The following is a 26,004-nucleotide window of genomic DNA, read 5'->3' as shown; positions in this document are numbered from 1 at the left end:
GGAACCGGCCCCACGACGTCCACACCGGCCGGGCCGACCCTCTCGTCCCCAACTTTCCCGAACCCGAAAACCTGCCAGTTACTTGACGCGGGACAATGGTCAGGCCGGTTCCGGCGAGGCAGCCGTTGATGAGGCCGGGTCGGAGCTGGATGTGTCGCAGCCCGTGCCGGAGGGTCTGGGTGAGGTGGTCGGGATCGGTGAACGCGGCATTGGCCATCGGTCCGCGCCGTAGGAGGACCAGATGCCTTCCACCGGATTGAGATCGGGCGCGTAACTGGGCAGCTGGAAGACGGTGAGCCAGTCGTGGTCGGCCGCGTACTGCTTCATGCCGGCGGCCAGGTGAGTGTTCAAGTTGTCCCACACGAGCACGACCGGGCCACCGAGCTGGAGGTGGGCCCGGACTGCCAAGTCCCGGTAATCGGTCCACGCGAAGCTCTTGCATGCCCCCTCGAAGGGCAGGTGGAACCGGGGACGGTAGATCAGCCGCGGTCTCTCGCCCGGTTTGTAGCAGCACAGTGCGGTGACCGAGATGCGCCGTCGGGAGCGTCCGCGGACCCTCACCACGGGCGTGTGCCCTCGCGGCCCCAGGTGCGTGCGCGAGGCGGCGTCATCGCGAACCCGGCTTCGTCCTCAAAGACGATCCAGGCCCCGAGCGCCGCCGCGGTGCTTCCACCAGCGGCCACACCTCCTTCTTCCACAGCTCCACGGCGCCTTCGTCACGCTCCAGCGCCCGCCGAGCCGGGCTCTGCCACGACCAGCCATGCCGTTGCAGCAGCCGCCACACCCCGGCCACCGACAAGGAGATCCGGAACCTGCGGTCGATCACCGTCTGGACCCGCGCCAGGGTCCACCGCTGGTCTTCCCAGCCGTGCGCGGCCGGCCCCCTGCCCAGCTCCTCCTCCAGGACCGTGAACTGCTGAGCGGACAACTTCGGTGCCTTCGCCGGGCCAGCCGACCGCAGACCCTCGATGCCGCCCTCACGCCAGGCCCGACGCCACCGCTCCACCGACCGCTCGCTGACCCGTAATTCTTTCGAGATCGCGGCGGTCTTCTCACCCCGCGTGAACCGCGCCGCAGCCTCCAGCCGGACCTGTTCACGAAACGCCCGCCGCTCAGCGGTCAGGCCCCCACCCTGCGCATACCGCATAGCAACGGCATACCGCAGGGACCACCAGCCGTCACCACCCGACGCCCACACGAAAACCTCAGTAGTACTCCAATCGTAGATCGTGATCACGAGTTGAGCCGTCGTGGTAGTGGCCGTGGGCGCTCATCACTCATTGCGGAGAGGGCTTACTGCCCGCCGAGTTGGAGTACAGCAACCACGTACAGGCTTCCGGACACTGTCAGTAGCAGAAAGGCGAGAATCGTGTGGACGACGAGCCCTCGCCCGGGGGCAAGGCCCAGATGTGCCCCGGCTGCACGGCTCACGCGCGGCCTGGGGACACCTCGCGCGGCGTTCGCGTCCGCCCTCTCGATCGCTCGGCGCAGCTTCCTGCGGCTTCTCTCGGTCGTGATACCCAGGCGCACACCGTGGGTGTCGCGCACCAACACGGTCCGGTACGTGCTGCCGTACGAGAAGGTCGTCAGCAGCCGGACGGTGGTGATCCGGTTGAGGTCGACGGACCGTTCGCCGGTCAAGGTGTGCGCAGTCAGGTGCGACGATGAATGCCGGAACGGGGCTCGCTCCTCGCACAGTGCTGGTAGCAGGACGGAGCTGGCAATCATGGACAGTAGGCCGATCACGATCGGTGCGCCTTCGGGGACTACCCTCGCCCTGGCCAGCCCATAGCCGCCGAAAGGCAGCAGAAGGACGGTCACCGCCAGGCCCGATCCCATGCGTGCACGCGCCACGCTGCGGGTTGTGGTTGCTTCCACTGACGCCCCCGTTTCTGCTGGCAGACATCAGCATGCATGCGCGGCGGACCGCTGCGCATTGCCGGTTTCCGGCAATCTTCGACTCGGGATCCATCGGGCCAGGGCCCCAGTACCAGCAGGACTCCGTGATCTCGTCGTTCGTCGCGGGAACAGGACGGCCACCGCGTGATCTTGGTGAGGTGTGTGGACTCTTCAAGAAAGTGCGGTGGCCGCGAGCCACAGCGTAGACCCTGCCCGCTGGCAGGAGGCGTTCGAGGCCCTGATGGGCCAGATAGCGGGCCGGTTCGCGCGGGTTGAACCCCGGTGCCGAGTGCGGGGCTTGGTGCTGGGGCTGCTGTCGGACCTGCCGCGCAAGAACTGCTGGTCGATCGCCGAGTGGGTAGGGGAGGCGAGTCCGGACGGCATGCAGCACTTGCTTGGCCGGGCGAGGTGGGATGCCGACCGCCTACGTGATGACGTGCGCGAGTACGTGCTGGAGCACTTGCGCGACGAGGACGCGGTGCTGGTGGTCGATGAGACCGGGGATGTGAAGAAGGGCGTGCACACCGTCGGTGTCCAGCGCCAGTACACCGGCACCGCCGGAAGGATCGAAAACGCGCAGGTCGCGGTCTACCTCGTCTACGCGGGCCGCCACGGGCACGCGGCGGTGGACCGCGAGCTGTACATCCCGCGCTCGTGGACAAGCGATCCGGACCGCTGCCGGGCCGCCGGCCTGGGCGAGGACACCGTCTTCGCGACCAAGCCGGAACTGGCTGCCCGCATGATCGGCCGGTTCCTCGACGCCGGGCACCGCGTGGGCTGGGTCGCGGGGGACGAGGTCTACGGCGGCAACCCGAAGCTGCGGTCCGCGCTGGAAGAACGCGGCACCAGCTACGTGCTCGCCGTCGCCTGCTCGGCCGAAGTCACCACCGGTGCGGGGAAGATCCGCGCGGATGCTCTGGCTGCGAAGGTGCCGAAGCGGGCGTGGCAGAAGCTGTCGGCCGGGGCCGGCGCCAAGGGGCACCGCTTCTGAGATTCCCAGAAGGTGGGCGACGGCCCGGGTGGTCTTGAGTTGTTTGACGAGGTAGCGGATCTGGGCGGGGGCTGTTTTCGGGATGGGGCGGGTGAACGCGCCCTGCACCGCGCGGTCGAGGCTGTCCCCGAGCATTCCCACCGGCACTCCTTTTCGTCGGTTGCAAGGTGGTGGCGGCGCGGCTTGACCTTGCCTGCCGGGCTCTTCGGTACGCGGCTGGGCGACGCCTGCTGGTGCACCTGGCTGCGGTGCGGCGGCGTATCGGCGGTCTACGGGGCCGCGCGAGACGGACCGCGTGAACGTATGAGGGCGCCCGCGTTGAGTACGGTCATCGCGCCCGCGCGCCTTGCGATGCCCCGGTACGCATCCTGACCGGGTCCGTCGCCGGTTTGCCAGGCATCCATGGGGCTCCAAGCCCCGGCCCTGGGGGGGTCAGGTCAGGTCAGGTCGAGGGTCCTGACGGGCTGCCCGGCCCACTGGTCCGGGGCGGCGGTGGCGATGACCGCGCCGTCAGGGCGTTCCGGGGTGGGTTGGGCGGTGTGGCGGGTGTGGGCGGTGGCCCAGGTGGTCTCGCGGGTGAGGGCGAGGGCTGTGGGCAGGTCGAGGTCGACGACGGTGATGCCGGGCAGGGCTGCGATGTGCTCGGCGGTGCCGGGGCGGGCGCGGTCGGCTTCGACCAGGGTGCAGGTGGGTGCGTACAGGTGCCAGCCGGCCTCCGCGTGGGCGCGGTGGATCAAGCGGGAAGCCAGCAGGTTGCCGCGGCCGGCGGCGACCATGGCGGTGTCGTCGAGGACCAGGTGCACGATCTGGTTCACCGGCCGGTGGCCTGGGTCAGGCGGCGGTCGAGTTCGGCGTCCAGGTCGTCCTGTTCGGCAGGAGTGGGGGCGTAGCCGTTCCAGGCGTTCAGCACCGCGCGGGCCTGCTCGGCGCGCTCGGCCCGCTCCGCGGGGGTCAGCAGCGTGTCGGCCAGGCGGGCCAGGTAGGCGCGCAGCGACAGGCCCTCGGCTGCGGCGATCTCCGCCAGCCGGTCCCGGGCCTCGGCGGGGATACGGACATTCGCGTCGGACATAAGAGGGGTCTCCGTTCACGGTGCTGCACGACACACTATAGGGGGTACGGGTACGTACCCGTGTCCACTTCCAAGACACGCGCGATGAGCGAGATCAACAGAAAGCTCCGGACGCTGGAGCGCCTCACCGGGCAGAGAACCTGGCTCGGCGTCGACAGCGTTGCCTATACGCCCGGGGCGTCCGGAGTCGTGGCCCTGTCCGCTCCTTCAGAGGCGTTACCCGCCTCCTCGGCGCAGACCTCCGCGAGCACCAGGGTCCGCCGGCGCGAGCCCCGGATCGTACGTGGCCGGCCATCGCACGCCACGGATTGCCGTCCGGGAACCAGCGGTCTCTTATGTCATGTGCTCACTTGTGTAAGGTGGTGTGCATGACGGAGACGATGTATTCGATCGTGGAAGCCCGGGCCCGCCTGGGTGCCATCGCCCGCGAGGTCAGCGCCACCCGCGAACCGGTCGCCATCACCGACCACGGCCAGACCGTGGCCGTACTCGTCAGCCCCGCCGACGCCCTGGAACTGCAGGAGCTGCGGGCCTTGGCCTCCTACCGGGCGCGCCAGGCCCGTGGTGAGGACGCCGGCGTACCGCACGGCGAGGCTTACCGGCGGATCTTCGGCGAGGACACGGCGTGAGCTACGAGGTCATCTGGGAACCCGAGGCCCTCGCCCAGGCGGAACGGCTGGCCAAGGACGACCCTGACGGGGTGCGGCAGGTGTTCGCCGCCGTCGACCACCTCGCCGTCGACCCGCGCCCGGAGGGCGCATTCGGCAGCGCCGACCTGCTGCGCATCCACATCGGCGCCTACCGCGTGATGTACCAGATCAGCGAGCAGCAGGTACGGGTCGGCGTCATCCACCTCGGCCGCGTGCACTGACCAGGCAGGCGGCCACGCGGGCGCGGCCCGGACAACCAGGCCGGGTTCGGGTGCACCGCCGAAAGCACTCAAACGCGGATCCTGCCGGGCCAGTATCAAGTGGGGCGGGTCGCCATGCTGTTGCGCCTGCTCGTCTGATGCGTCAGTCGAGGGTCCGTGCAGCTTGGATGAGACGGGCGCGGGGTGAACAGCGGGACCCCGCGAGTTGTCGTCCCGCGCCGTCGCATCAGGAGGAACAGGCGTGAGCGTCGTGCGGCTGCGCGAGCATCAGGTCGAAGCGCATTCCCGGATCCGGCAGTGGGCGGGATTCCCCGCACGCTCCCCCGTCCCCGACGGCGGGGCGCGGGCCACGCTGGTGTCCGCCACCGGGTCCGGGAAGACGATCACCGCCGCCTGGGCTGCGCTGGAGTTGTTCCGTGACGGCCGGATCCTGGTCATGGTGCCCACCCTCGACCTGCTCGTGCAGACGGCGCAGGCGTGGCGCCGGGTCGGACACCGCGGACCCATGGTCGCCGTGTGCTCCCTGCAGGGCGACGAGGTCCTGGAGCGGCTGGAGGTGCGGACCACCACGAACCCGATCCAGCTCGCGCTGTGGGCGAGCTCCGGGCCGGTCGTCGTGTTCGCCACGTACGCCTCCCTGGTGGATCGTGAGGACCCCGAGGACGTGACCGGTCAGGGACGGGTGCGGGGGCCCTTGGAGGCGGCACTGGCGGGCGGGGAGCGCTTGTACGGGCAGCGCCTGGCGCCGTTCGACCTCGCGGTCCTGGACGAGGCGCACGGTACGGCCGGGGATCTGGGGCGGGCGTGGGGCGTGATCCACGACAACAACCGCATCCCCGCCGCCTACCGGCTATACCTGACGGCGACGCCGCGGATCCTGGCCGCGCCGCGGCCGCCGGTCGGCAAGGACGGGACGGAGCTGGAGGTCGCCTCCATGAGCGACGATCCGGCCGGAACCTACAGGGAGTGGATCTTCGAGCTCGGGTTGTCGGAGGCGGTGGAGCGAGGCATCCTCGCCGGCTTCGAGATCGATGTCCTGGAGATCCAGGACCCCGACTTCACCCTGGGAGCCTCCGAGGAGGCCATGCGGGGCCGGCGGCTCGCGCTGCTGCAGGCGGCGCTGCTGGAACACGCCGCCGCACACAACCTGCGCACGGTCATGACGTTCCACCAGCGCGTCGAGGAAGCCGCCGTGTTCGCGGCCAAGCTCCCGGAAACCGCAGCCGAGCTGTATGGGAGCGAGCCGTCCGAGCACGCCCTGGCCGAAGCCGGCTCACTGCCGGCGTCATCGATCGACGCCGGCTTCTACGACCTCGCCGCGCACCGGCACGTCCCCCCCGACCGGATCTGGGCGCAGTGGCTGTGCGGCGACCACCTGGTGGCGGAGCGGCGTGAGGTACTCCGGCAGTTCGCCCATGGGATCGACGCGGACGGCAAGCGGGTCCACCGGGCTTTCCTCGCCTCGGTTCGCGTCCTGGGCGAGGGTGTCGACATCACCGGCGAGCGCGGCGTGGAGGCCGTCTGCTTCGCCGACACCCGCGGCTCACAGGTCGAGATCGTCCAGAACATCGGCAGAGCCCTACGGCCCAACCCCGACGGCCGGGCGAAGACCGCCAGAATCATCGTGCCGGTCTTCCTCCAGCCCGGTGAAGACCCCACCGACATGATGGCCTCCGCCTCGTACGCGCCCCTGGTCACCGTCCTGCAAGGCCTGCGCTCACACGACGAGCACCTCGTCGAGCAGCTCGCCAACCGTGCCCTGAGCAGCGGGCAGCGGAAAGTGCATGTCCGGCGTGACGCGGAAGGCCGCATCATCAGCGCCGTCGGCGGCCCGGACGGCAGCACGGCGGGCGTGGGCCAGGGCGGCGCGGAGGGCCGGACGGAGGCGGGGGTGGAGTCGGCGCTGCTGAACTTCGCCACCCCCCGCGACCCCGCCACCATCGCCGCGTTCCTGCGCACGAGGGTGTACCGCCCCGAGTCCCTGGTCTGGCTCGAGGGCTACCAAGCCCTCCGGCGCTGGCGCGAGGAGAAGGGCATCACGGGGCTGTATGCCGTGCCGTATGACACCGAGGTCGCACTGGGGGTCACCAGGTTTCCGCTGGGCAGATGGGTCAACCAGCAACGCCGCGCCCTGCGGGCCGGGGAACTGGAAGAACGGCGCAGGAAGCTCCTCGATGAGCCGGAAGCCGGCATGGTCTGGGAACCCGGCGACCAGGCCTGGGAAATCAAACTCGCCGCGTTCCGCTCCTTCCACCGCGCCCACGGGCATCTGGCTCCCCGGCAGGACGCCCTGTGGGGCGAAGCCCTCGACGACGGAGACGACAAGCCCGTGCCGGTAGGGCAGCATCTGGCCAACCTCCGCCGCAAGGGCGGCCTCGGCAAGAACACCGAACGCGCCGCTCAGCGGGCGGCGCAGCTGGCCGCCATCGACCCCGACTGGAACTGTCCCTGGCCCCTGGACTGGCAACGCCACTACGCCGTCCTGGCCGACCTCGCCGAAACCGAACCCGACCACTCAGTGGCCGGCATCGAACCCGGCGTCACCTTCAACGGAGACGACCTCGGGGCATGGCTGGTGCGGCAGTCGAAAGGCTGGGCCCAGCTCAGCACAGAACAGCAACAACGGCTCACCACACTCGGCATCAGGCCCACCCCGCCGAACGAGGGCCCGGCGCCGAAGAGCACATCCCACGAATCGAGCAAGGCGCAGCAGGCGTTCCAACGCGGCCTGGCAGCACTCGCACAATGGATCGAGCGAGAAGGCACGGCGCGGCCCGTACCCCGCGGACACACCGAAGAGATCGTGATCCCAGGCGAGGCGGAACCGGCGGCAGTCCGGCTCGGCGTATGGATCTCCAACACCAAGCAGCGACGGGACAAACTCACCCCCGAACAACGCACCGCCCTCCAGGAGCTCGGAATCGAGTGGATATAGCGCCTTCGGCCCGGAGGGTCTGTCCACCCTCGGCATGCGCTGGGCCTGAGCGTTGAGCCTGGAGGCTGTTTCAGGTCCACCGCTCCAGCACGGCTTCCTTGCGGCGGATGCGGTCGGGGACGTCGTGGACGCTGGCTGCGGTCACGGTTACAGCCCACTTCCGGCGCCATGGCCACGTCGTCCAAGACGGCACTTTCAGGCGGGCCAATTCAGCCCCCAGTAGCGGTCGGTGTCGCCGAACGAGGCGGGGTTGTCGGTGGCGCAGTAGTGCCTCGGGGTGGGGTCCTGGTGGTTGTCGGAGAGTCTGCGGTCGTGGATGCGCAGCAGGACTTCGCTGGGCGGCGGGGTTGGGCCGTAGGCCACGAGCCGCTCGAGAAGATCGTTGACGGCTGCGGCGGCAGTGGCTGTGGTGTAGGCGATGCCTGCCGGTTCGATCCCGGGGAGGGCCGGGGCGTAGCCCTCTTTGGCGAGCCTCGTCTGTTCCTCGAGGGATTGTTCCTGGGCTGCTGCGATGTCCAGGGATACGCGTCCGCGGCAGATCAGGCAGGCTGATCCGGGGTGCATGGCGGTGACGCGGCCGATGATGTCCTGTATCGCGCCGCCGGTGGTGGCGCTGATCTGGATGCCGCAGTCGATCACTGGTGTCACGTAGCCGTAGGAGAAGCGGAGAGTGGGACTGTACAAAGAACGACAGACCCGTCGACGCCGCCCGCGTACGCACCCGGGCGCACCGCCGACCCGGGTGACCGCGCCGGATGGCCGCTGGCTGCTCCCGGTGATGTCCGGAGAGACGCATTGTTGTCCCTGCTTGGGGCGGCAACTCACGAGATGCGCCGCGAAGCTGTGGGACATGGGGGGGGTCAGAGCCGTGTCCTGTCATCCTTGAGTTCGGCGAGCAGCGCGTAGACGGTGGAGCGGGACGTCTTCAGGGCCCCGGCTACAACGGGTACGGCACCGCGACGTGCAAAGACATCTGTCTTCTGGAGCGCATCGAGGACGGCGAGGCGGTCGTTGCGGTCGAGGCGTTCGACGGGGCGTCCGCGGTCGCGTGTGTAGGAGGCGATGATCTGTTCGATGTGCTGGGTCCACTCCCGTTCCAGGAATGCCTCGGTGCGTGGCGCGATGGCGGGCGCGGCGAACGAGGTCAGGACGGCGGCCGCCTGGTCGAGTGGTGTGCGGTCCAGGTGGACGCAGAGTACGGCCGACAGGGTGCCGTCTGCGTCGCGCAGTGCTGCGCTGATGGATGACAGTCGGCGGCCGTCGGGTAGGGAGTGCTCCCAGGGGCCGTGGACGTCTTCTCCAGAGGATTCTGACGCCCGAATGAGTTCGTCCGGAAGGGCTCGGTCACCGACCGTGCGGCGGGTCACCGGGTTCCAGACGGCCAGAATGTGTTCCTCTGTGGCGTCGTACAGGACCACCTCTGCGTGCGGGCTGAGGAGCCGGGCTACGGCCTCGCAGACCGGCCCCCACACCACCACGCGTGGATCGGTTTCGTTGTCCACTGAGCCCATTCCTTCTCGAGGTGCTGCCGCCCCGCGGCTCGGCAGAGCCCGTGACCGCGGGGAACGGCTTGTGCATGGTGCGGTCTTCGTTACGGGGCTGCGGGCCGGTTCTTCAACGCCTGCCACAGCAACCGGTAGAAGTCCGCGTAGCTGCGTTCCACGTGCACGGCGAGGGAGCGCGTCTCCGCGTGCCGCTCGCCGAGGCGGTTGATCGGCACCGTCATCGCGGCATGGTGCTCGATGTGCAGGTTGTTGCCGTTAGTGAACCAGGTACTCAGCCAACTGCCGCGGATCGAGCGGGTGTTGCGCAGCACATCCGTCGTCTGCGTGTCGCACAGTAGGTGCTCCGGCAGTTCCACCAGGAAGTGGAGTGGGACGGCGAGCAGCAGCGGGAGGGCCCACAACCGCACGACGTGCTCGCCGTGGCCGAGGGCCGCCAGGACGACTGCGCCCACCACCGCCGCGCCCAGCAGGGCGTGTTCGGTCACGATCCGCCGCCGCATCGCCGGCGCGATGTGCCCGAACGCGTACGTCCAGCGTCCCGTGACCGCGCGGACGACGTCGGCGCCGACGGTGCTCAGGCGCGGGTAGTCCAACAGCCCGCGCAGCAGCGCCCCGAAGGTCAGCGGCCCCCGGGTGTCGAAGCCGAAGAACTCGGTGTCCTGCGGGGTGCCCAGGTAGCGGTGGTGCTGCAGGTGGCGCACCCGGTAGTGGCTGTAGACCACGAGGAGCGGCATCCCCAGGGGCACACCGACCAGCCGGTGGGGAAACGCGCGCCGGAAGGCGGAGTGGTGCAGGCACTGGTGCTGCAGTTCGACGGCGTGGGTGAACATGGCCGCCAGCAGGACGATCCCGGCGCTCGCCGCCCACAGGTTCCGCTGCAGGGCCAGCACCACTCCGGCACAAGTGAGGAGCGCCAGGACGGCCAGCTTTCCGAGGAAGACCCACTCGTCGGAGGACGTCACCCTCAACCGTGTGAACAGGACGGCCTGAGCCGCGGGCGGGGCGCTCTCGCGCCCGGGGAGGAGCCGGTTAACGGCCACTGAGCACCACCACGTGGGTACCGGGCACCAGGCCCTCGGTCCGGGCGGTACGAAGCAGGCCCGCCAGGGCGACGGCCCCGGCGGCGGTGGGGAAGGCGCCGTGCTCGGCCAACGCGTCGCGGGCGTCGCACAGCTCCCGGTCGTCGGCGCCGAGGACGGTACCGCCGGTGGCCGCGATCGCCGCCATGGCCTCGTCGCCCTGCAGGGCGTGCCAGTTGACGAGGGGCTGGTTGTGGTCCGTGGTGGAGACGGACTCCGGCGGCAAGGTCCGGTACGGGCCCGGCCAGCAGGTCACCATCGGGTTGTTGCCGGCCGATCCGACACCGTTGATCCCCGTGTCCCAGCCAAGCAGATCCAGTTGGCGGCGTACGGCGATGGCGGTCGTACCGTTGCCGACGGGCAGCCAGATAGCCGCGGGCGCTTCGGGCAGCGCGGCGCGCAGCGCGGACACGACCACGCCGTGCCCCTCGAAGACGGCCTCGACGTAGGGGCCGTCCACGTTGCCGTCGACGCAGTCCCCGGTGGCGGCCAGCCGGCGGGACTCGTCCACGGCGTCCTCGTAGGCTCCGTCCACGAGGTGGACGCGGGCGCCGGCGGCGCGCATCGCCTCGCCGCCGTCGCTCCAGCCGGCGGGGAGGACGACCGTGCAATCCACCCCGGCGGCCTGGCAGGCGGTGGCCATGGCCCGCCCGTAGTTGCCGCAGGTCGCGATGGTGACGTGCCGGTGGCCGTCGGCCACGGCGCGGGCCACGACGGCGCGGGCGGCGGGTTCCTTGTGGCTTCCCGAGGCGTAGCGCGTCTCGTCCTTGACCAGGACGCGGGCGCCGGGTACCAGGGCGGAGACGTCGATGAGGGGGGTGCCGAAGGCGTCCGAGGGCGCTTCGGCGGACAGCGGTGCGGAGGTGGGCATGCGGTTCCTTCGGGGGTGGAGGAGAGACGTGCCTCCGGTGCCCGGCACGGTCGTGCCGGGCACCGGCGTGCGGGGGTGTCAGGCGGGGGCTGCCGCGAGCTGGGAGTCGGCGTGGCCTTGAAGGTCGTCGAGGTCGCCGAGTTCCGCCGGGGGCAGGGCGTCGGGCAGGTCGTCCTCGATCAGGCGCAGCCGCTGGTCGGCCCAGCCGCGGGCCGCCCAGCACAGTTGCAGCAGTCCGCTGACGACGACGAGCAGCGCGAGTCCGCGTCCGGGCCCGGTGCCGAGCAGCACACCGACCGTGTCCGCCAGGGCGCCCGCGGGCTGCAGGAGCGGCCTCACGTAGTGCTCGGCCAGGGGACCGACGACCAGGTAGCCGAGCGGCATGGTCAGCATCATCAGTGTCATGAAGATGGCGAGCACCCGGCCCTGGAGTTCGAGGCCGACCTTGGTCTGGACGAGGGCGATCCAGTGGCCGTCGGCCAGGGACTCGCCGAAGGCCAGCAGGAACATCCCGGCCACGATCAGCGGCGGGCTGGGGAAGCCGACCATCGCCATCGCCAGGCTGGCCACCGCCATGGAGATGATCATGCCGTGCGCCCTGCGGGCCGTGCCGCCCCACAGGCCCATCACCAGGCTTCCGCACAGACCGCCGACACCGGCGGCGCCCAAAGCCGTGCCCAGCATCAGGGGGGACTGCTCGATGAGCAGCATGGGCGTGATGACGGCGAACCCGATGGTGTAGAAGGCGTGGTCGATGACGAAGAAGCGCAGCGCCGCGCGAAGGCCGGGTCGGCGGGCGATGTAGCGCCAGCCGCCGGTGATCTCCCTGCCGAACGACTCGTCGCGGCGGCGGAAGAGGGTGTCGGGGAAACGGACCGCCAGCAGGGTCACGACTCCCGCCGCGAAGCTGCACACGTCGATCATGATCACGCCGGAGACGCCGATGACCCCGATCAGCCCGGCACCCATCATGGGTGCGAAGACCGTGCCCACCCCCACGCCGAGCTGGCTGATGCCGTTCGCGTGCCCGAGGTATCGCTTGGGGACGAGCTGGGCCACCGCGGCCAGGTAGGCGGGGCGCTGGAAGGCGCCCGCGACGGAGGTGACCGAGGCGGCCAGGTAGATCTGCCACATCTCTAGGCCGCGGCCGAGGACCAGCAGGCCGAGGCCGCCCATGGCCAGGCCCGCCACCGCGTCGCTGGTCAGCATGATCACGCGGCGGTTCCAGCGGTCCGCCACTGCGCCGGCCAGCGGTCCGGCGAGGATGCCGGGGAGCATGCCCACCGCGTTGACCACCGCGAAGTCGGCGATCGAGCCCGTGCGCTGGTACACCCAGATGCTCAGGACGAGCGTGCTGAGGCTGCTGCCGATCATCGACAGGAACTGGCCCAGTGCCACGACGGCGAACCGGGACAGGCTCGGCTTGGTGTGGCGGGTGTGCTGGGTGTTCCGGTTTTCCTTGGTGCCGGCCGCCGGCCGCCCGGGCGGCGGAGCCTGCTCGCCGTCACCGTCGGCGGCCGCCCGTCCGGCGGGCCGGGCACCGTCCGGCGGCGTGGCGTCCGGTGGGGATGCCGGCGCCTGCCACCGCTCGGCGTGCTCCACCAGTGCCCGGGCCAGCGGTTCGGCGTGCGTCTTGACGAAGAAGTGGCCCGCCTTCGGCAGCACCGCCAGGGAGACGTCGTCCGCGAAGTGCTCCCACTCGTGGTGGCGTTCCTGGTAAAGCTCGGTGACCCGGTCCCGGGAGCCCACCACGCTGAGCACCGGGGCCCGCAGCCTGGGTGCCGCGGTGTCTTGGTAGGCCCTGGTGTAGTACTCCTCGGCGTCCCGCGCGTCGTGCCGCACGTTGCGCAGGACGAACTGCTCCTGCTCGGGGTCGTCGAGGTCGGTGAAACCACCCCGCGCCCGCAGGTAGGACAGGTACTCCCGGTCGGAGGTGAGCCAGTCGGTGGGCATCAGCCGGTACAGCCAGTCGAAGAACCGCCCGGGGAGCCGTGCCGTGGGGAAGCTCGCGCCCAGGCCGACGCCCATGACGTCGACGCCCGCGGCCTCCGCCTGGCGCGCGACCTCCAGCGTCACCGCGGTGCCCAGGCAGTGCCCGTAGAGCACGACGGGACCCTTCACCGCGCCGAGTTCCGCCACCACCCGGGCGGCCACCTCGGCGCCCGGCAGCAGCACGTCGTCCGGCCTGCTCATGTCGTGCCCCGGCAGCTCGACCGCGTACAGCCCCCACTGCGGCGGCAGTTGCTCGGCCAGTGGCCGGTATGCGACGGCGCTGCCGCCGGAGAACGGCACTGCGACGACCGTGACGCCGCCCGCGCGCGGATCCGCGTCATGACCGGTCAGCCGGTGCAGCAGCGGCGCCGGTTCCGCACGCTGCTCCTCGCCGTGCTCCGCGCGGTCCGTGAGCAGCGCGGCGAGCGCGCGCACCGTCGGGGTGCGGTACAGCTCCACCAGGGCCAGGCCCGGGTCGATCTGCCGGACGATCCGCAGCGCCGCGAAGGAGTCGCCGCCGAGGGAGAAGAAGCTGTCGTCGATGCCGATGGCCTCCTCGTCCACGCCCAGCGTCCCGGCCCAGACGGCGGCGATGCGCCGTTCGGCCGCGTTCCGCGGAGCGGTGCGCGCCGGGGCGTCGGAGGCGTCGGGCGGGGCCGGCAGGGCGCGCCGGTCGAGCTTGCCGTTCGGAGTGAGCGGCAGCCGCGGCAGGAACACCACCCGCGCGGGCACCATGTGCGTGGGCAGCCCGGTTGCCAGTGCCTCGCGCACCGTCGCCTCGGTGAGCGCGGCCTCCGGCGCCGTCACGAGGTAGCCGACGAGCTGGGCGGCCCCGGAGGGCAGGGTGTGCACCGCGGCCGCGGAGGCCGCCGCGCCGGGCAGCGCGGCGAGCGCGGCCTCGACCTCGCCGAGCTCCACCCGGTAGCCGTTCACCTTGACCTGGTCGTCCAGACGGCCGAGGAAGTCCACGGTGCCGTCGCTGCGGTAGCGCGCGCTGTCCCCGGTCCGGTACATGCGCGCGGTGCCGTCCGCGCCGTCCGGGGTGGCGTACGGGTCGGGGACGAAGCGCTCCGCGGTCAGCTCCGGCCGCTCGTGGTAGCCGGGCGACACCCCGGCGCCGCCCAGGTGGAGTTCACCCACCACACCGGGCGGCACCGGCGCCCCGTACGCGTCCAGCACGTACACCCGGTTGTTGGGGAACGGACGGCCGATGGGCAGCGGCGCCTCGGCGGGCAGGTCGTCGACGTCCCCGTCGAAGTACACGTTGTCGACCGTGACCTCGGTGACGCCGTACGCGTTGACGACCCGGTTGCCGGGGCCGACGAGACGCTGCGCCCGCTGGTACTCGCGCACCTGCCACTTCTCGCCGCCGCCGATCAGCAGCCGCACGAAGTCCAGCCGCTCCCCCGCCTGTTCGGCGTGGGCCAGCAGCGCCCGCAGCACGGCCGGCACCAGTTCGGTGCACTGGACGCCCTCGTCGCGCATGAGCGCGTACAGCTCCGCCGGGTCCAGCAGCGTCTCGCGCGGGACGACGACGAGCCGCCCGCCGGTGCAGTGCGCGCGCAGCGTCTCGCCCACGAACATGTCGAAGGAGAAGCTCGCGGCCTGCTGGTACGTCCAGTCGGGGTCGAGGTCGTAGGCGCGCTGCCACATGGCCGCGGCGTGCACCAGGTTGCGGTGGGTCACCACCACGCCCTTCGGGCGGCCGGTGGAACCGGAGGTGTAGATGACGTAGGCCGGGTCGTCCGGCGTCCCGACGGGCACCGGATCGGCGTCCACCGCGGCGTCGACCAGCGCGGCGTCACGGTCGAGCGCGAGGACGGCCGTGCCCTGGGGGGCGTCCGGGGCGCCCTCGAGGTCGAGCCGGGTGACCAGCGCCACCGGCCGACTGTCCTCCAGCATGTAGCGCAGCCGCTCGCGCGGGTACGCCGGGTCCAGCGGCACGTAGGCGCCGCCCGCCTTGAGGACGCCCCACATCGCCGCGAACAGGTCGATCCCGCGGTCCAGGCAGATCGCCACCCGCTCGCCCGGGCGCACGCCGCGCTCACGCAGCAGGTGGGCGATGCGGTTCGCCCTCCGGTTGAGCCAGTCGTAGCTGACGGTCCGCGGGCCCGAGGTCAGCGCGGGCGCGTCCGGCCGCCGCGCGACGCAGCGTTCGAAGACCTCCTGCAGGCTGTGCGCCGGGGGGATCTCCGCGGCGCTGTCGTTCCAGGTGCGGAGGACCGTGTGGCGTTCGGCCTCGCTGAGCAGCGGCAGCCGGCCCACCTCGGTGCGGGGTTCGGCGGCCGCGGCGTGCAGCAGAGTGAGCAGGTGGTCCACGAGCGCCTCGACCCGCTCGGCGTCGAAGAGTTCGGCGGCGTAGTCGACGGTCAGGACCGGTCCGTCGGCGGGGAAGTCCAGACCGATCGCAAGGTCCGCCATGGTCGCGGCGGGCGCCTCGTCCCCGGCATAGGCCACGAGCGGGTCGCGTGGTGCCGCCGTGTTGTGCACGGTCACGCTCACCCGGCTCAGCGGATCGGGCCTGCCCCCGCCGGGCCGCCGCACCGCCGCCGTAATCTCGGGCAGCGGCAGGCCCTGGTGCTCCAAGTCGCGCAGGACCGCGTCCCGTACCCGGCCCAGCAGCGCGGCGAAGCTCGGCTCGCCCGTCAGGTCGCCGCGCAGCGGCAGGATGTCGAGGACGGAGCCCACCACACGGTCCAGCGCGGGATCCTCCCGTCCCGCCACCGGGGCCAGCACCGTCACGTCGCCGCGCCCGCTGTACCTGCCGAGCACGACCTGCACGCCCGCCAGGACGACCATGAAGAGGCTGACCCGGTGCTCCCTGGCGCACGCCTCCAGCAGCGCGAGCGACGCCGGGTCGAGATCGCGGGTGACCCGGCCCGCGCGGTGGGTCGCCACGGCGGGCCGCGGACGGTCCGCGGGGAGCTCCAGGTCCAGGTCGGCGCCGTCGAAGCGGTCGCGCCAGTACGCCGCGAGCCCCGCGTCACCGGACAGGGCCGTGCCCTGCCGGACCACTTCCGAGAGGCGGTCGGGTGCGGCGTGGCGCGGCTCGCGACCCGCGCTCAGGTCGTGGTAGACCTCGGCCAGTGCGTCCCCGAGGACGCCCACGGACCAGCCGTCGAATACCAGGTGGTGGACGGCGAGGAGGAGTTCGTCCCCGTCCGGCGTGCGAAGCAGCATCGCGCGCGCCACCGGGCCGCGCTCCAGGTCGGTCCGCTCGGTCACGATCCGGCGGCGCTCCGCGGCCGCCTGCGCACGTGCAGCGTCCGGTGCCAGGCTCCGCAGGTCGACCTCGCCGTACGGGAGAGTCGCGGAGGGCTCGACGTCCGTCACTGGCCCGTCGCCGGCGTAGGGAAATCGGGACACCAGGGCGGGGTGGCGTGCGGCCAGCACGGCGAGACAGCGCGGCAGCAGCTCGGGGAGGACGGGCTCTGCCCACCGGTAGCGGATGCCGAGGGTGTGCACCGGCAGTTCGGGGCTCACCTGCTCGGCCATCCAGAAATCGCGCTGCAGCGCGGTGAGCGGGAACCGTAACGGCTCCCCGGCCTGGCGCTCCGCACCGGGTGCGTCACCGGGCCCGCCGTCGTGCGCGGCAGCGGCCGGCCCCGGCGTCGCGTCGGCGGCGGGGAGGACGCCGGCGACGTCGGCGAGCGTCGGCGCCGCGTAGAGCGCGCTGAGCGTGAGGTCGGCGCCGTGCGCGTGCCGCAGTCGGCTGATCATGCGGATGGCGGAGAGCGAGTCACCGCCGAGGGCGAAGAAGTCGTCGCCGGGTCGGATGTCACCGGCGCCGAGCAGTTCCCGCCACACGGCGGCCACGAGCCCCTCGGGCGAGGAGTTCTCGTCCGCGGCGATCGGCGGCACGGGCGGCGGAGTGGCGGCCAGTGCCGCGCGGTCCACCTTGCCCTGGACGGTCAGCGGGAAGGCGGCGTGTACGGAGAAGACGGTGGGCACGAGGTAGTGCGGCAGCCGGGCGGCGAGTTCGCGGCGGACGGCGTCGGTGCCCGGCGCGCCGACCTCGGTGACAAGGTGGGCGGCGAGCCGCGGCGCGCCCGCGCTGGCGTCGACGAGGACGACGGCGTCCGTGACACCGCGCACCTCGCGCAACGCGCTCTCGACCTCGCCCGGTTCCACACGGAAGCCGCGGATTTTCACCTGCTGGTCGAGCCGGCCCAGGTACTCCAGGCCGCCGTCCGCCAGTTGCCGCACCCGGTCGCCCGACAGGTACTCCCGCCGGCCGTCCGGTGCCTCGCGGAACCGGTCTGCGGTCAGGGCGGGGCGCCCGAGGTAGCCGGTGGCCACGCCCCTGCCACCGATGCGCAACTCGCCGGGCTCACCGGGCGCCGCCGTCGTTCCGTCCTCGGCGACGACCCGCACTGTGACGCCGGACAGCGGGGTGCCGATCGGCACCGGCCCCTCCCCGGTCCACGTGGTGAGGTCGGCGGCGGTCGCCACGACGGAGGCCTCTGTGGGGCCGTACGTGTTGAGCAGCAGCACCCCGGAGCCGGCCTGCGCCTGCCAGCGGGCGACCGCCTCCTTGTGCACCGCCTCACCGCCGATGATCACCGTGCGCAGCGTCGCAGGGAGCTCCGCCTCGCCACGCTCGAGCGCGCCGACGAGCTCGTGCCAGTACGCGGTCGGCAGGTCGAGGACCGTGACCCCGAGTCCGGCGCAGCGGTCCAGGAAGACGTCTGGACGGCTGATCATGTCCTCGTCCCGGACGACGACCGTGGCACCGGCGGCGAGCGGCGGGAAGATCTCCTCCACGCTGGCGTCGAAGCTGAGCGAGGCGAACTGCAGCACCCGGTCAGCGGGAGAGAAGCCGTAGCGCTCCCCGGCCGCCCCGCAGAAGTGCGCCAGTGCGCGCCGCGGAACGACCACGCCCTTGGGCCGGCCCGTCGAGCCCGAGGTGAAGACGACGTACGCCGGGTCCTCCGGCGCCCCGGCCATGCCCGGAAGGGGAGCGGTTCCGGCGGCGTCCACCGCGAGGACCGGCGTCCCCGCCGGGAGGGAGCCGGCGATCCCGTCCGCGCCGCCAGCCGGGACCAGCACCACCCGTGGGGCGGCCTCCTCGACCATCACCGCCAGCCGCGCCGCCGGGTAGCCCGGATCGAGCGGCAGATACCCGGCTCCGGCCCGCAGGACCGCGAGCATCGCGGTAACCGCGTCCCGGCCCCGAGGCAGGCAGAGTCCCACCAGGTCACCCGCGCGCACCCCGTTTGCGTGCAGCGCCCGCGCCAACGGCGCGACGGCGGCCAGCAGCTCGGCGTAGGAGCACGTCCCGGCCGCATCAATCACGGCCAGTGCGTCCGGGGTCCGCCGCGCCTGCTCCTCAATCATGGCGAACGCATCAGAAACCGCGATGTCGGCACCGCTCGAGGCGGTTGCGTCGGCCGCCGCAGAACCGCTCGGCCCGGCCAAGCCCACAGCTGGTGTTGCACGCACACGATCTCCCTGCGAACTGTCCCTGCACTGGAGGCGATTCGAAGTGGAACGCCTCGGAGAATTTGCAAAATCTTTGCAACGAAGATGTGAATGATCCCGATCCCCTCGAGATCGATCACGTGAACGGAGCCTGTTAATAGGGTGATTGACGCGAGCAGATCATTTGGGTCGACCTGCGGCGGGAGCCACCGAAAGCGGCACTGACCCGTTGCGGCGGGTGAAAAGGGAGCGCGGTCCTGCACGTGGACGCGCCTCTTCCCGACGGCTCCTCGTTGCGGCGCGGGACAAGAACCGTCGGACCCATCCGATCCTGGTTCGCGTCATCGAGCGCACCCTCGGCACCGGAGTCGACGACACGGTCCACCGGCCGATCACCGCCGTCCTCGACCCCAAGGCCCGCACCCGCAGGCGTTCCCCCAGCCGGATCTGCACATCGATGTCCCGTGGATCCTGCAGGTGGCTGAGCTCGCCGGGGCCAGCGATCCGGCTCCCGACGTCTACGGCGTCCCTGTCACCGCCTGCGCACGGCACCAGGCCGAGCTGATGGAGCAGCCGTTGCACGAAGGCCCGTACGTGCGGGCTGCGGCGCTGGTGCACACCCTGGGCCGGTGCTCCGGCTGGAGAGCTCCAACCTCGCGGTCGCCGCAGCCACAGGTGCGATGGACCTCGAAGCTTCGGGATCCGTGCGGGCCCGGTACTCAAGGCGGCGCAGCGCGGCCTCGCAGTCGGCTCGCTCCTATCTTTGCCGGGCCGGCCTGGTCGACGCGGCCTTCGCCGATCTCGTCGCCTACGACAGTGACACCGCGCCCGACGCTTCCGCTCCCACCCACCCCAGCCGCATCAACCTCCGAGGCCAGGTCTCACCTGAATTGGTTGATCTCGAGCGGGGTGAACGCGAAGTTCACTGCGGCCTGGATGGGCGGCACGAGTTCTCCTCCGTGCTGGACCGGCGGGGTCGGCGACCAAGTCGGTGTCAAGGAAGCCCGGCCCTGGGGGACTTTGTTGGCGGATTTGGTGCGGTCAGGCAGCCAGTTCGAGTCCGAGGCGGGCGAAGCGGCTGATGTGGGTGGTGCCGATGGGAGTTTCGGTCCACCAGGCGTCGAGGCGGTGGAGGTTGAGTCCGGCGGCGATCAGCATGTGACCGAGGTGGGTCTTGTGCAGGCCCCGGTAGGGCGTGGTCCGTGTCCGTGTCACCCGGACGGCCTGGGAGATGGTGCCTTCGACTCCGGCGCGTGTGCCGTAGGCGGCCCTCCACTGCGCGGTCTCCTGCTCGCGTCTGCGCTGGTCAAGGGCCTGCTGTTGGGGGTTGGGTGGCGCTGGTGCACTTGGCACGTACTGGGCAGGCGTCGCAGTCGGTCTTGGCGAAGTGGACCCGGATGATCTCGGTGCCGGTGGGTTTGTGCTGGGCGGACCAGCTGACGCTGCGCTGGCCGCGGGGACATATGACCGTGCGGGCCGGCCAGTCGATGAGGAAGGCGTCCTGTCCCAGGCCCTCTGCGGCCCGGCCCTGGGCGGTGGTGTCGGCGAAGACCGGTCCCCTCAGCTCGATGTCCTGCTCAGCCGCGGCGACCAGCAGCGCGGCGGAGGTGTAGCCGGAGTCGACGAGATGGATTGCCGGCAGCAGGCCTCGTCTGCCCAGGTCGGCGTGGATTTCGTCGGTGATCTGCGCGTCGGGGACGGTGGCGTCGGTGGTGACCACGTTCGTGATCAGATGCGGGGCATCCGGGTCGCAGGTTTCGGTGAAGTGGACCTTGTAGCCGTCCCAGCCCGCGCCGCGCTTGATGCTGTAGCGGGTGTCGGTGTCGTAGGGGCTGGACAGCCTCAGTCTGCCCGGCGGGAGGTCTTTGCCTCCCGCCAGCGCACCCCCTCCTCGTCACGGTGGTATTGCTGCACCCACGCAACACGCAGGACCTGCACCGCCTCGACCTCCCGCAGCCAGGCCGGAGCATCGGGTGCGTAGACGGCCTGAAGCAGTGCGAATCCGTCCTCTCCCACCGCCAGCGCCCACCGCTGACGGGCGTCGGTCCCTTTGGGGAAGCGGAAAGAGTCGATCGCGTTTGCCGTAACGTTCGAACCACTGCGGCGCGGCGATCTGCCGCAGCCAGCCGGGCGCCGCGACGGCCAGCGTCTCCAGGGCGGCGCGCAGGGTCTCACCGACGAACTCCATCCGGTTCAGCATCCGCACCGCGGCCAGCACGTGTGTGGAGTCGGTCCGCTGGCGGCCGCCCGCCCGCAACAGCCCCAGCTCGCCAACCCGTTCCAGCAGCCGATCCAGGACCAGTTCCTCCAGACCGTGCGCGATCAGCCGGTCCCGGAACTCACTGAGCTCTTTCAACTGCGGCTCACGCGGGCGTAGGTGCCTACGACGTTGACACGGCTGGGAACAGGACGAGGCGCATCGAGCCGCTCCAAGTCGTCGTCCGAGACGTCACCCGATCGGTGGCCACTCTGAAAGAGCTCACTGAGCACGGAGAAGTCGAACCCGGGATCCTCCAGTTCCAGGCCGAGCGCGTACTTGACGTCGATCCGCCCGCGGACCGCGTCGGCAGCCTGCCGGTCCGTCAGTCCCTCCGCGAACTGCAGCACGCTCACCAGCGCCAACTGCCCCGGCGGCCACGCCGGACCACCCCGGCGCGGAAACGCCCGAGCGAACTGCTCGTCCTCGAACAGCGGACCGAGTTCATCCCGGATCCGCATGGCCAGACAACCCTTACGGAACGCAGCACGAGCCACCCGCGCGGTGGCCTCCGGGACGAACGGAAATGGCACAGGGCGCAACGACATCGCCGCCCCTCCTTGTCTCCCCGCGAGACGGAACGAACCCCCACCAGACTGCCCGCACAAGCAACATCACCAAGCACACTCACCGAATCCGCCAACAAAGTCCTGGGGGGCTACGGGCAATGAGTTCCTCTGTGTAAGGAAACTGGTGCAGCATGTGCCCCTCACGGTTGGCTGCCGCCATGTTCATGCATGGCGCCGGGCTGACGACCGGCAACTGGCAGGCAGTGGCGACGTCATGCGTCTCCCAGGTAAGCACCACTTCGTCCGCGCCGGCTGCAGCCGCAATGTTGGCTAGCTCTGCGATGCCGGTCAGCGCGTCCTGACCGACCGTAAGCGGTCGAACCCACACCAGACCCACCAGCTCGCCTCGCACCACCGGCATGATCACAGGCCGGGGTGCAACGCCCTTCCGGAGGCTGACGGTGTACGTCTCCCTCATCGTGCTGACGAATACGTCCCACATCCACGCTTCCACGGGTCCCCCTTACGCCGCCGGCGATCCGGCTCGGGCTCGCGCTCGCGCTCGCCGACGGGCGTACGCCTCGACGTCGCGCAGGTCGCAGGCCACGCTGAGGCCCGTTTACTCTGACCCTGGATCCACCGGGCGGATTCCGGTGAGTGTTTCCGGGTGATCCCCAGCGCGGTTTTGCGCTGGTGGGTGTGGGTGATCGCCGGGTGGCCGTCCCGGTGGCGGGGTCTCCGAGGTCCTTGGTCGTGGGCGGGCAGGGGCGGCGGGGTCAGGCCCTCAAGCGGCAGTCGACGGCCGTCCACAGTGCTTCGAAGGCGTCCTGCCAGGGCCAGCGCCGAGGCATGTGGAAGGTCAGGGTGCGTGCGCCGGCGGCCAACCTGGCAGGGACGGCGATGAGCTGGCGGCGGATGGTGCCGGTGCGGGCTCTGGAGTGAAACACGGAGGCCAGGGCACCCAGGGCGCGGGTGAGGTTGTGCGCGAGCGCGGCCAGGGTGAGCCAGGCCGCGTTCGCGGTGGACTTCCCCGACGGCAGGTGCCCGAGCGCCGAGTCCTCAAGATCGGCGAAGACCTGCTCCACGATCGCGTGCGCGCGGTGGCACTTCTCGGCCTCGACCAGTTCGAAGGGGCTGTCGGTGAACACTGCGTGGAAGCGCCAGATCTTGAACAACTCGCCCTGTCTGTCCGGGACATGGGCATCATTCAGGCGCTTGACGCGGCGGATGAGCAGCCGGGCGGTTGTGCGGTACTTCTTGGCCTTGCCAGTGAACGCGGTGTACTCCACCTCGGCGACCTCGGCGTCGGAGATCCAGCGTTGCTCGTCGGCGTCCCAGATCGCTTTGGGGTACTTGATCGCCATCCATGCGTCTTCGGGGATGGCGGCGATGACCTGGCGGACCTTCTTGCGCTGCGCCACCGCCAGGGAGAATTTCGCCTTCGCCCGGCGGCAGGCGGCCACCACCTTGTGGGAAAGGAACGCCGCGTCCGCGCGCACGATGACCATCCCGGTGGCGCCCATGGCCCGGACCGTCCTGATGGCCTCGGCGATCAGGTGGGCGGCGCCCTGGCGGAGCCGGCCGACCCCTTGCGTAGACGAGAAGCCACGATCACCGGCGCCGCGAGCGGAGTGGAGGCGGTGACGATCTGGAAGTGCAGACCTTTGACCTTGGTGTATCCGTGCTCGGCACCCTGCTTGGCGGCCCCGTAAACCTGTTTCACCTTCGAGTCGATGTCCCGATAGACGACCTGGTCGCCGCCCGGCAGCAGATTGCAGTGCCCGGTCAGGTTGCACGTGAACGTCCGTGCAGCGGACTCCAGTTGGCGCACGTACCCCCAGGTGAACGCGCGCAGAAAGCCGTTCAGAGTGGACGGGGCCCGCACTCCGGCGAACACCTTCGCCATAGCGCCGTGCCGCAGCACGCCCACATCGATGCTGTCCGCACCCGCGAGCATGCCCGCGACCAGCGACACAGCCTTCGCGTCCGGCGCGACCCCGGCTCCGTTGCCCGCCCCGACCAGCCGCGCCCTCTCCCGCGCCTTCTCCCGCACCAACTCCGGCAAGCCACACCGCTCGGCCAAGCGGACCACCGCGGCCAGCCCGCCGTGAGCGAGCAGGTTCGGGTCATCGAACGCGGCGAACGTCACCGCAGGGCTATGGGAAGATTTCACTTACGAGGTACCTTGCTGATTGGTGTTGATGGAAGCGTCAGAACTCCCATCTTCCCAGCTCAGCGGGCACCTCTCTGCGTCAGCCCCGTCCCACCTCGGTCACCGATCGGTGGATCCAGGCTCAGGTAGGCCCGCCGGATCGATCATCTTTCATGCAGTTTTGCGCTCTTTGCGCCGCTTGTTCGCAAAACACCGTGCGCCCCTGGCCAAGAATGCCGCTTGTATAACATAGGTTCCGGCGAGGAACCACTACTGTAGTGGGACTGCCCGATCAGAGCGGTCGGAATCGCCGTCAGAGGAAAGACCGCACCTGCCACGCAGACCCAGAACAGCACACGGTTGACGGTCCAGCTTCGGTTCACAAGTATTTCCAGATCAGTTCGCCATCGTGAATTCTCATTTCAGTGCGCAGCCGAAGCGTGGGGCATCCAGGTCCGCAGGAACGATCGAGACGGATTCAGCGCCAAGCTTCTGCCAGGCATGCAGGATACTCCCAGCCCAGAAAAATTGAGCACATTGAGGCGTAATCCGCGGGATACGCAGGTCTAAAATTCTCGCCCGACCCATGTATCACATTACCCCTTTCCCGCAAGTCTCCTGCAAATCTGGATAACCCATCCGAGAGTTAGGAAACCAGGAAGCAATGCCCACCAGGAGTGTAGGCGAGAAAGCGTGACAGCAAGCCCTGCTACCGCAAAGGAGATGTCCGCATACATATTGTCCATCCAGTGTTTAGCCATTCCAGAACCCCCTCAGGTGCGCCATTTCGATTGCGTGATCACCTGCGGAGGCCGCTATTTGGGGCGACTTCCGCAGGCTCTCTGCGTAAAATTCGAACCCCACCGGTACGCAGCACCTTCTCGCCGATCACTGATGGAGTGCGAACGATAACACACCTCAAGTGACGGGCCGACTCATGCAGGCTCGAAAGAACCTTTAACGCGGAACTACGTCATTCGCATGAGTTTACTGCCACCGATGGAGATTCTTCATTTCCTGCGGCGATGGATCCTGAGACCCACGACGCCGCCAGTGAATGCTATGGAGAAGGCCAAAGCCGCCTGGCCAGCCGGTCCACCACCCACCAGAAATGCAATACCAGCACCACACAGCAGAAGAAGCAGCGCAATGCCGACATCGTACGTATTCACAAGTCCTCCAATTCAAAAAATGCAGCCCGGAACCGAAATGAATCCGACTTGGGGCCGGACATCGGGTCGCGTTCCCACGATGGGGCCGCGACCCGCTGTTGCGGTCGTCCTTACCTTCTTCGGAAGGAGAAAGGGATCCTTTCAAGCTTTATAGCTCTCTTCTGAAATCCCTTGGCGATCCCCTTCCAGACGGCTCCACCGACGCCACCGGCAAGGCCGAAGCCGAAACCCTGCCCGATGCTTACTCCCAGGTCGCGACGGGAGTATCTTGCCCTGTTGCCGAATCGTCTCTTTGCCCAGTAATCGGCGGCTCCCCAGCCTGCCCCGATGACGGCGCCTGCCACGATGCAGCCGAGCCCACCTGTAGCAGCACGGGCGCCAGCAGTAAGGGCAGCACGATGACAAGGCTGGGCCGGACTCCCTCGCCGGGGAGCCCTGCCCAGGGCCTGTACGGCGCCGTGAACGGCACACTGACACGGAGTGGCACATCCCCGCCCCACTGCTGTCATGAGGCGGCACACGGCCACACAGCCGCCCCTGCGGCCCGTCCTCGCGGCCCGCCCTCTGCGGGCCGCCATCCCACCAACCGGCCCAGCGCAGCGGTTCCCCGGGCTGGCCCCGCGACGGCCGGAGAGGCGGACGCACCTCGCGCAGGGACAACCGCACCACACCAACACCCCCCTCTCCAGGAGAAGTCAGACCGGCACGCGCCCCCAAAACCACCTGTGACCAGGGCGAATGCGGCTCGGCCGCCGGAGGGTGCGCAACGCCTGCCGCAACGGCTCTCGCAACGCCTGCCGCAACGCCCCCAAGGCGGCCCCCAGCGTGCGGCCCCGCCCCTCGGGGCGGCGCTCTCGCCCCTGGCCGGCGACTCCCCGGCCAGGCCCCGCAACGGCCCAAGTAGCCGTTGCTCTACCGGTCATGGTGAGCGTGGGTTCGAGTGTGGCTTCCCGGTTGGGTGATCTTTCGGCCGGGTGCGCATGACAGCAGGGCCTCCTGTGCAGCTCGGGGTTGTCGAGACCAACGAGCGCCCAGGAGGCCCTGTTGTCGCAGTTGTACGCCCTCGCGTCGGCCGGGTCCAACTCGGCCACCCGGTCGTGTGATTGTCTCGCGCACGTGTACGGCAACGCGGCCGATCGTCCGCACCGTGTCCGGCGTTATCCGTCGGATCTGACGGACGTCGAGTGGGCCGAGGTGCGGGACCTGTTGCCCGTGCCGGGCTGGCTGGAAGGCAGGGGCGGGCAGCCGGAGGGCTACTGCCACCGGCAGATGATTGACGCG

The 26,004-nt window shown here is 70.2% G+C and carries 15 protein-coding genes and 6 pseudogenes; 5 read left to right on the top strand and 16 right to left on the bottom strand.

Features of this window, described 5'->3' with window-relative positions; all coding sequences use genetic code 11:
* Positions 1–94 precede the first annotated feature (94 nt).
* Both ACFW3D_RS38220 and ACFW3D_RS38215 read right to left on the bottom strand, forming a co-directional pair.
* Positions 95–1,147, bottom strand: a pseudogene (locus ACFW3D_RS38220) (IS630 family transposase); the annotation flags it as partial.
* Between the two features lie 146 nt (positions 1,148–1,293).
* A complete protein-coding gene (locus ACFW3D_RS38215; RefSeq protein ID WP_500512586.1) occupies positions 1,294–1,878 on the bottom strand; it encodes a hypothetical protein in 585 nt (194 codons plus the stop codon).
* Positions 1,879–2,140: 262 nt separating this feature from the next.
* Between ACFW3D_RS38215 and ACFW3D_RS38210 the strand changes: the two are divergent.
* Positions 2,141–2,887 (top strand): annotated as a pseudogene (locus ACFW3D_RS38210) (IS701 family transposase); the annotation flags it as partial.
* Here the strand turns inward: ACFW3D_RS38210 and ACFW3D_RS38205 are convergent.
* The 3 genes and pseudogenes from ACFW3D_RS38205 to ACFW3D_RS38195 form a co-directional block, all read right to left on the bottom strand.
* Positions 2,837–3,031 (bottom strand): annotated as a pseudogene (locus ACFW3D_RS38205) (telomere-protecting terminal protein Tpg); the annotation flags it as partial. The pseudogenes ACFW3D_RS38210 and ACFW3D_RS38205 overlap by 51 nt on opposite strands.
* A 296-nt stretch (positions 3,032–3,327) precedes the next feature.
* On the bottom strand, positions 3,328–3,666 hold the full coding sequence (locus tag ACFW3D_RS38200; RefSeq protein WP_500512588.1) for a PIN domain-containing protein: 339 nt from the start codon (positions 3,664–3,666) through the stop codon (positions 3,328–3,330).
* Positions 3,667–3,701: 35 nt separating this feature from the next.
* Positions 3,702–3,959: a hypothetical protein gene (locus ACFW3D_RS38195; protein WP_500512584.1), complete on the bottom strand. Its 258-nt coding sequence runs from the start codon at positions 3,957–3,959 to the stop codon at positions 3,702–3,704.
* Positions 3,960–4,327: 368 nt separating this feature from the next.
* Between ACFW3D_RS38195 and ACFW3D_RS38190 the strand changes: the two genes are divergently transcribed.
* The 3 genes from ACFW3D_RS38190 (at position 4,328) to ACFW3D_RS38180 (ending at position 7,765) form a co-directional block, all read left to right on the top strand.
* Positions 4,328–4,588, top strand: a complete 261-nt coding sequence (locus tag ACFW3D_RS38190) for a type II toxin-antitoxin system Phd/YefM family antitoxin (RefSeq protein ID WP_500512582.1) — start codon at positions 4,328–4,330, stop codon at positions 4,586–4,588.
* Positions 4,585–4,830 (top strand): type II toxin-antitoxin system RelE family toxin, encoded by a 246-nt coding sequence (locus ACFW3D_RS38185; RefSeq protein ID WP_500512580.1) that lies wholly within the window; start codon positions 4,585–4,587, stop codon positions 4,828–4,830. The genes ACFW3D_RS38190 and ACFW3D_RS38185 overlap by 4 nt, the downstream gene beginning before the upstream one ends.
* A 241-nt stretch (positions 4,831–5,071) precedes the next feature.
* Positions 5,072–7,765, top strand: coding sequence for a helicase associated domain-containing protein (locus ACFW3D_RS38180; protein WP_500512578.1), 2,694 nt, complete (start codon positions 5,072–5,074; stop codon positions 7,763–7,765).
* A gap of 195 nt (positions 7,766–7,960) precedes the next feature.
* Here ACFW3D_RS38180 and ACFW3D_RS38175 read toward each other — a convergent pair whose 3' ends face one another.
* The 5 genes from ACFW3D_RS38175 to ACFW3D_RS38155 form a co-directional block, all read right to left on the bottom strand.
* A complete protein-coding gene (locus tag ACFW3D_RS38175; RefSeq protein ID WP_500512576.1) occupies positions 7,961–8,449 on the bottom strand; it encodes a hypothetical protein in 489 nt (162 codons plus the stop codon).
* 176 nt (positions 8,450–8,625) lie between these two features.
* The gene (locus ACFW3D_RS38170; protein WP_500512574.1) at positions 8,626–9,276 is read right to left on the bottom strand and encodes a helix-turn-helix transcriptional regulator; all 651 of its coding nucleotides are present in this window, start codon (positions 9,274–9,276) and stop codon (positions 8,626–8,628) included.
* A gap of 80 nt (positions 9,277–9,356) precedes the next feature.
* Positions 9,357–10,232 carry a fatty acid desaturase family protein gene (locus tag ACFW3D_RS38165; RefSeq protein ID WP_500512572.1) on the bottom strand — a complete coding sequence of 292 codons (876 nt, stop codon included), beginning with the start codon at positions 10,230–10,232 and terminating at the stop codon, positions 9,357–9,359.
* A 67-nt stretch (positions 10,233–10,299) separates the two neighbouring features.
* Positions 10,300–11,220 carry a pyridoxal-phosphate dependent enzyme gene (locus ACFW3D_RS38160; RefSeq protein WP_500512570.1) on the bottom strand — a complete coding sequence of 307 codons (921 nt, stop codon included), beginning with the start codon at positions 11,218–11,220 and terminating at the stop codon, positions 10,300–10,302.
* 78 nt (positions 11,221–11,298) lie between these two features.
* Complete coding sequence (locus ACFW3D_RS38155; protein WP_500512568.1) at positions 11,299–18,549, bottom strand: non-ribosomal peptide synthetase/MFS transporter; 7,251 nt, start codon at positions 18,547–18,549, stop codon at positions 11,299–11,301.
* Between the two features lie 531 nt (positions 18,550–19,080).
* On the opposite strand from ACFW3D_RS38155, the pseudogene ACFW3D_RS38150 reads away from it, so the two are divergent.
* Positions 19,081–19,334: pseudogene (locus tag ACFW3D_RS38150) on the top strand (fic family toxin-antitoxin system, toxin component); the annotation flags it as partial.
* Between the two features lie 340 nt (positions 19,335–19,674).
* Here ACFW3D_RS38150 and ACFW3D_RS38145 read toward each other — a convergent pair.
* The 6 genes and pseudogenes from ACFW3D_RS38145 to ACFW3D_RS38120 form a co-directional block, all read right to left on the bottom strand.
* Positions 19,675–19,986: a transposase gene (locus ACFW3D_RS38145; RefSeq protein ID WP_500512566.1), complete on the bottom strand. Its 312-nt coding sequence runs from the start codon at positions 19,984–19,986 to the stop codon at positions 19,675–19,677.
* Positions 19,940–20,353 (bottom strand): transposase, encoded by a 414-nt coding sequence (locus ACFW3D_RS38140; protein ID WP_500512564.1) that lies wholly within the window; start codon positions 20,351–20,353, stop codon positions 19,940–19,942. The genes ACFW3D_RS38145 and ACFW3D_RS38140 overlap by 47 nt, the downstream gene beginning before the upstream one ends.
* A gap of 174 nt (positions 20,354–20,527) precedes the next feature.
* On the bottom strand, positions 20,528–20,989 hold the full coding sequence (locus ACFW3D_RS38135; protein ID WP_500512562.1) for a hypothetical protein: 462 nt from the start codon (positions 20,987–20,989) through the stop codon (positions 20,528–20,530).
* A gap of 137 nt (positions 20,990–21,126) precedes the next feature.
* Positions 21,127–21,438, bottom strand: a pseudogene (locus ACFW3D_RS38130) (transposase); the annotation flags it as partial.
* A 79-nt stretch (positions 21,439–21,517) separates the two neighbouring features.
* The gene (locus ACFW3D_RS38125) at positions 21,518–21,913 is read right to left on the bottom strand and encodes a hypothetical protein (protein ID WP_500512560.1); all 396 of its coding nucleotides are present in this window, start codon (positions 21,911–21,913) and stop codon (positions 21,518–21,520) included.
* A gap of 262 nt (positions 21,914–22,175) precedes the next feature.
* Positions 22,176–23,572, bottom strand: a pseudogene (locus tag ACFW3D_RS38120) (IS1380 family transposase).
* Positions 23,573–26,004: the final 2,432 nt, after the last annotated feature.

Source organism: Streptomyces sp. NPDC058864 (genome assembly GCF_042742985.1).
GTDB lineage: Bacteria > Actinomycetota > Actinomycetes > Streptomycetales > Streptomycetaceae > Actinacidiphila.
The sequence above is the reverse complement of the archived record's forward strand: the minus strand, read 5'-3'. Positions and strand labels throughout refer to the sequence as shown.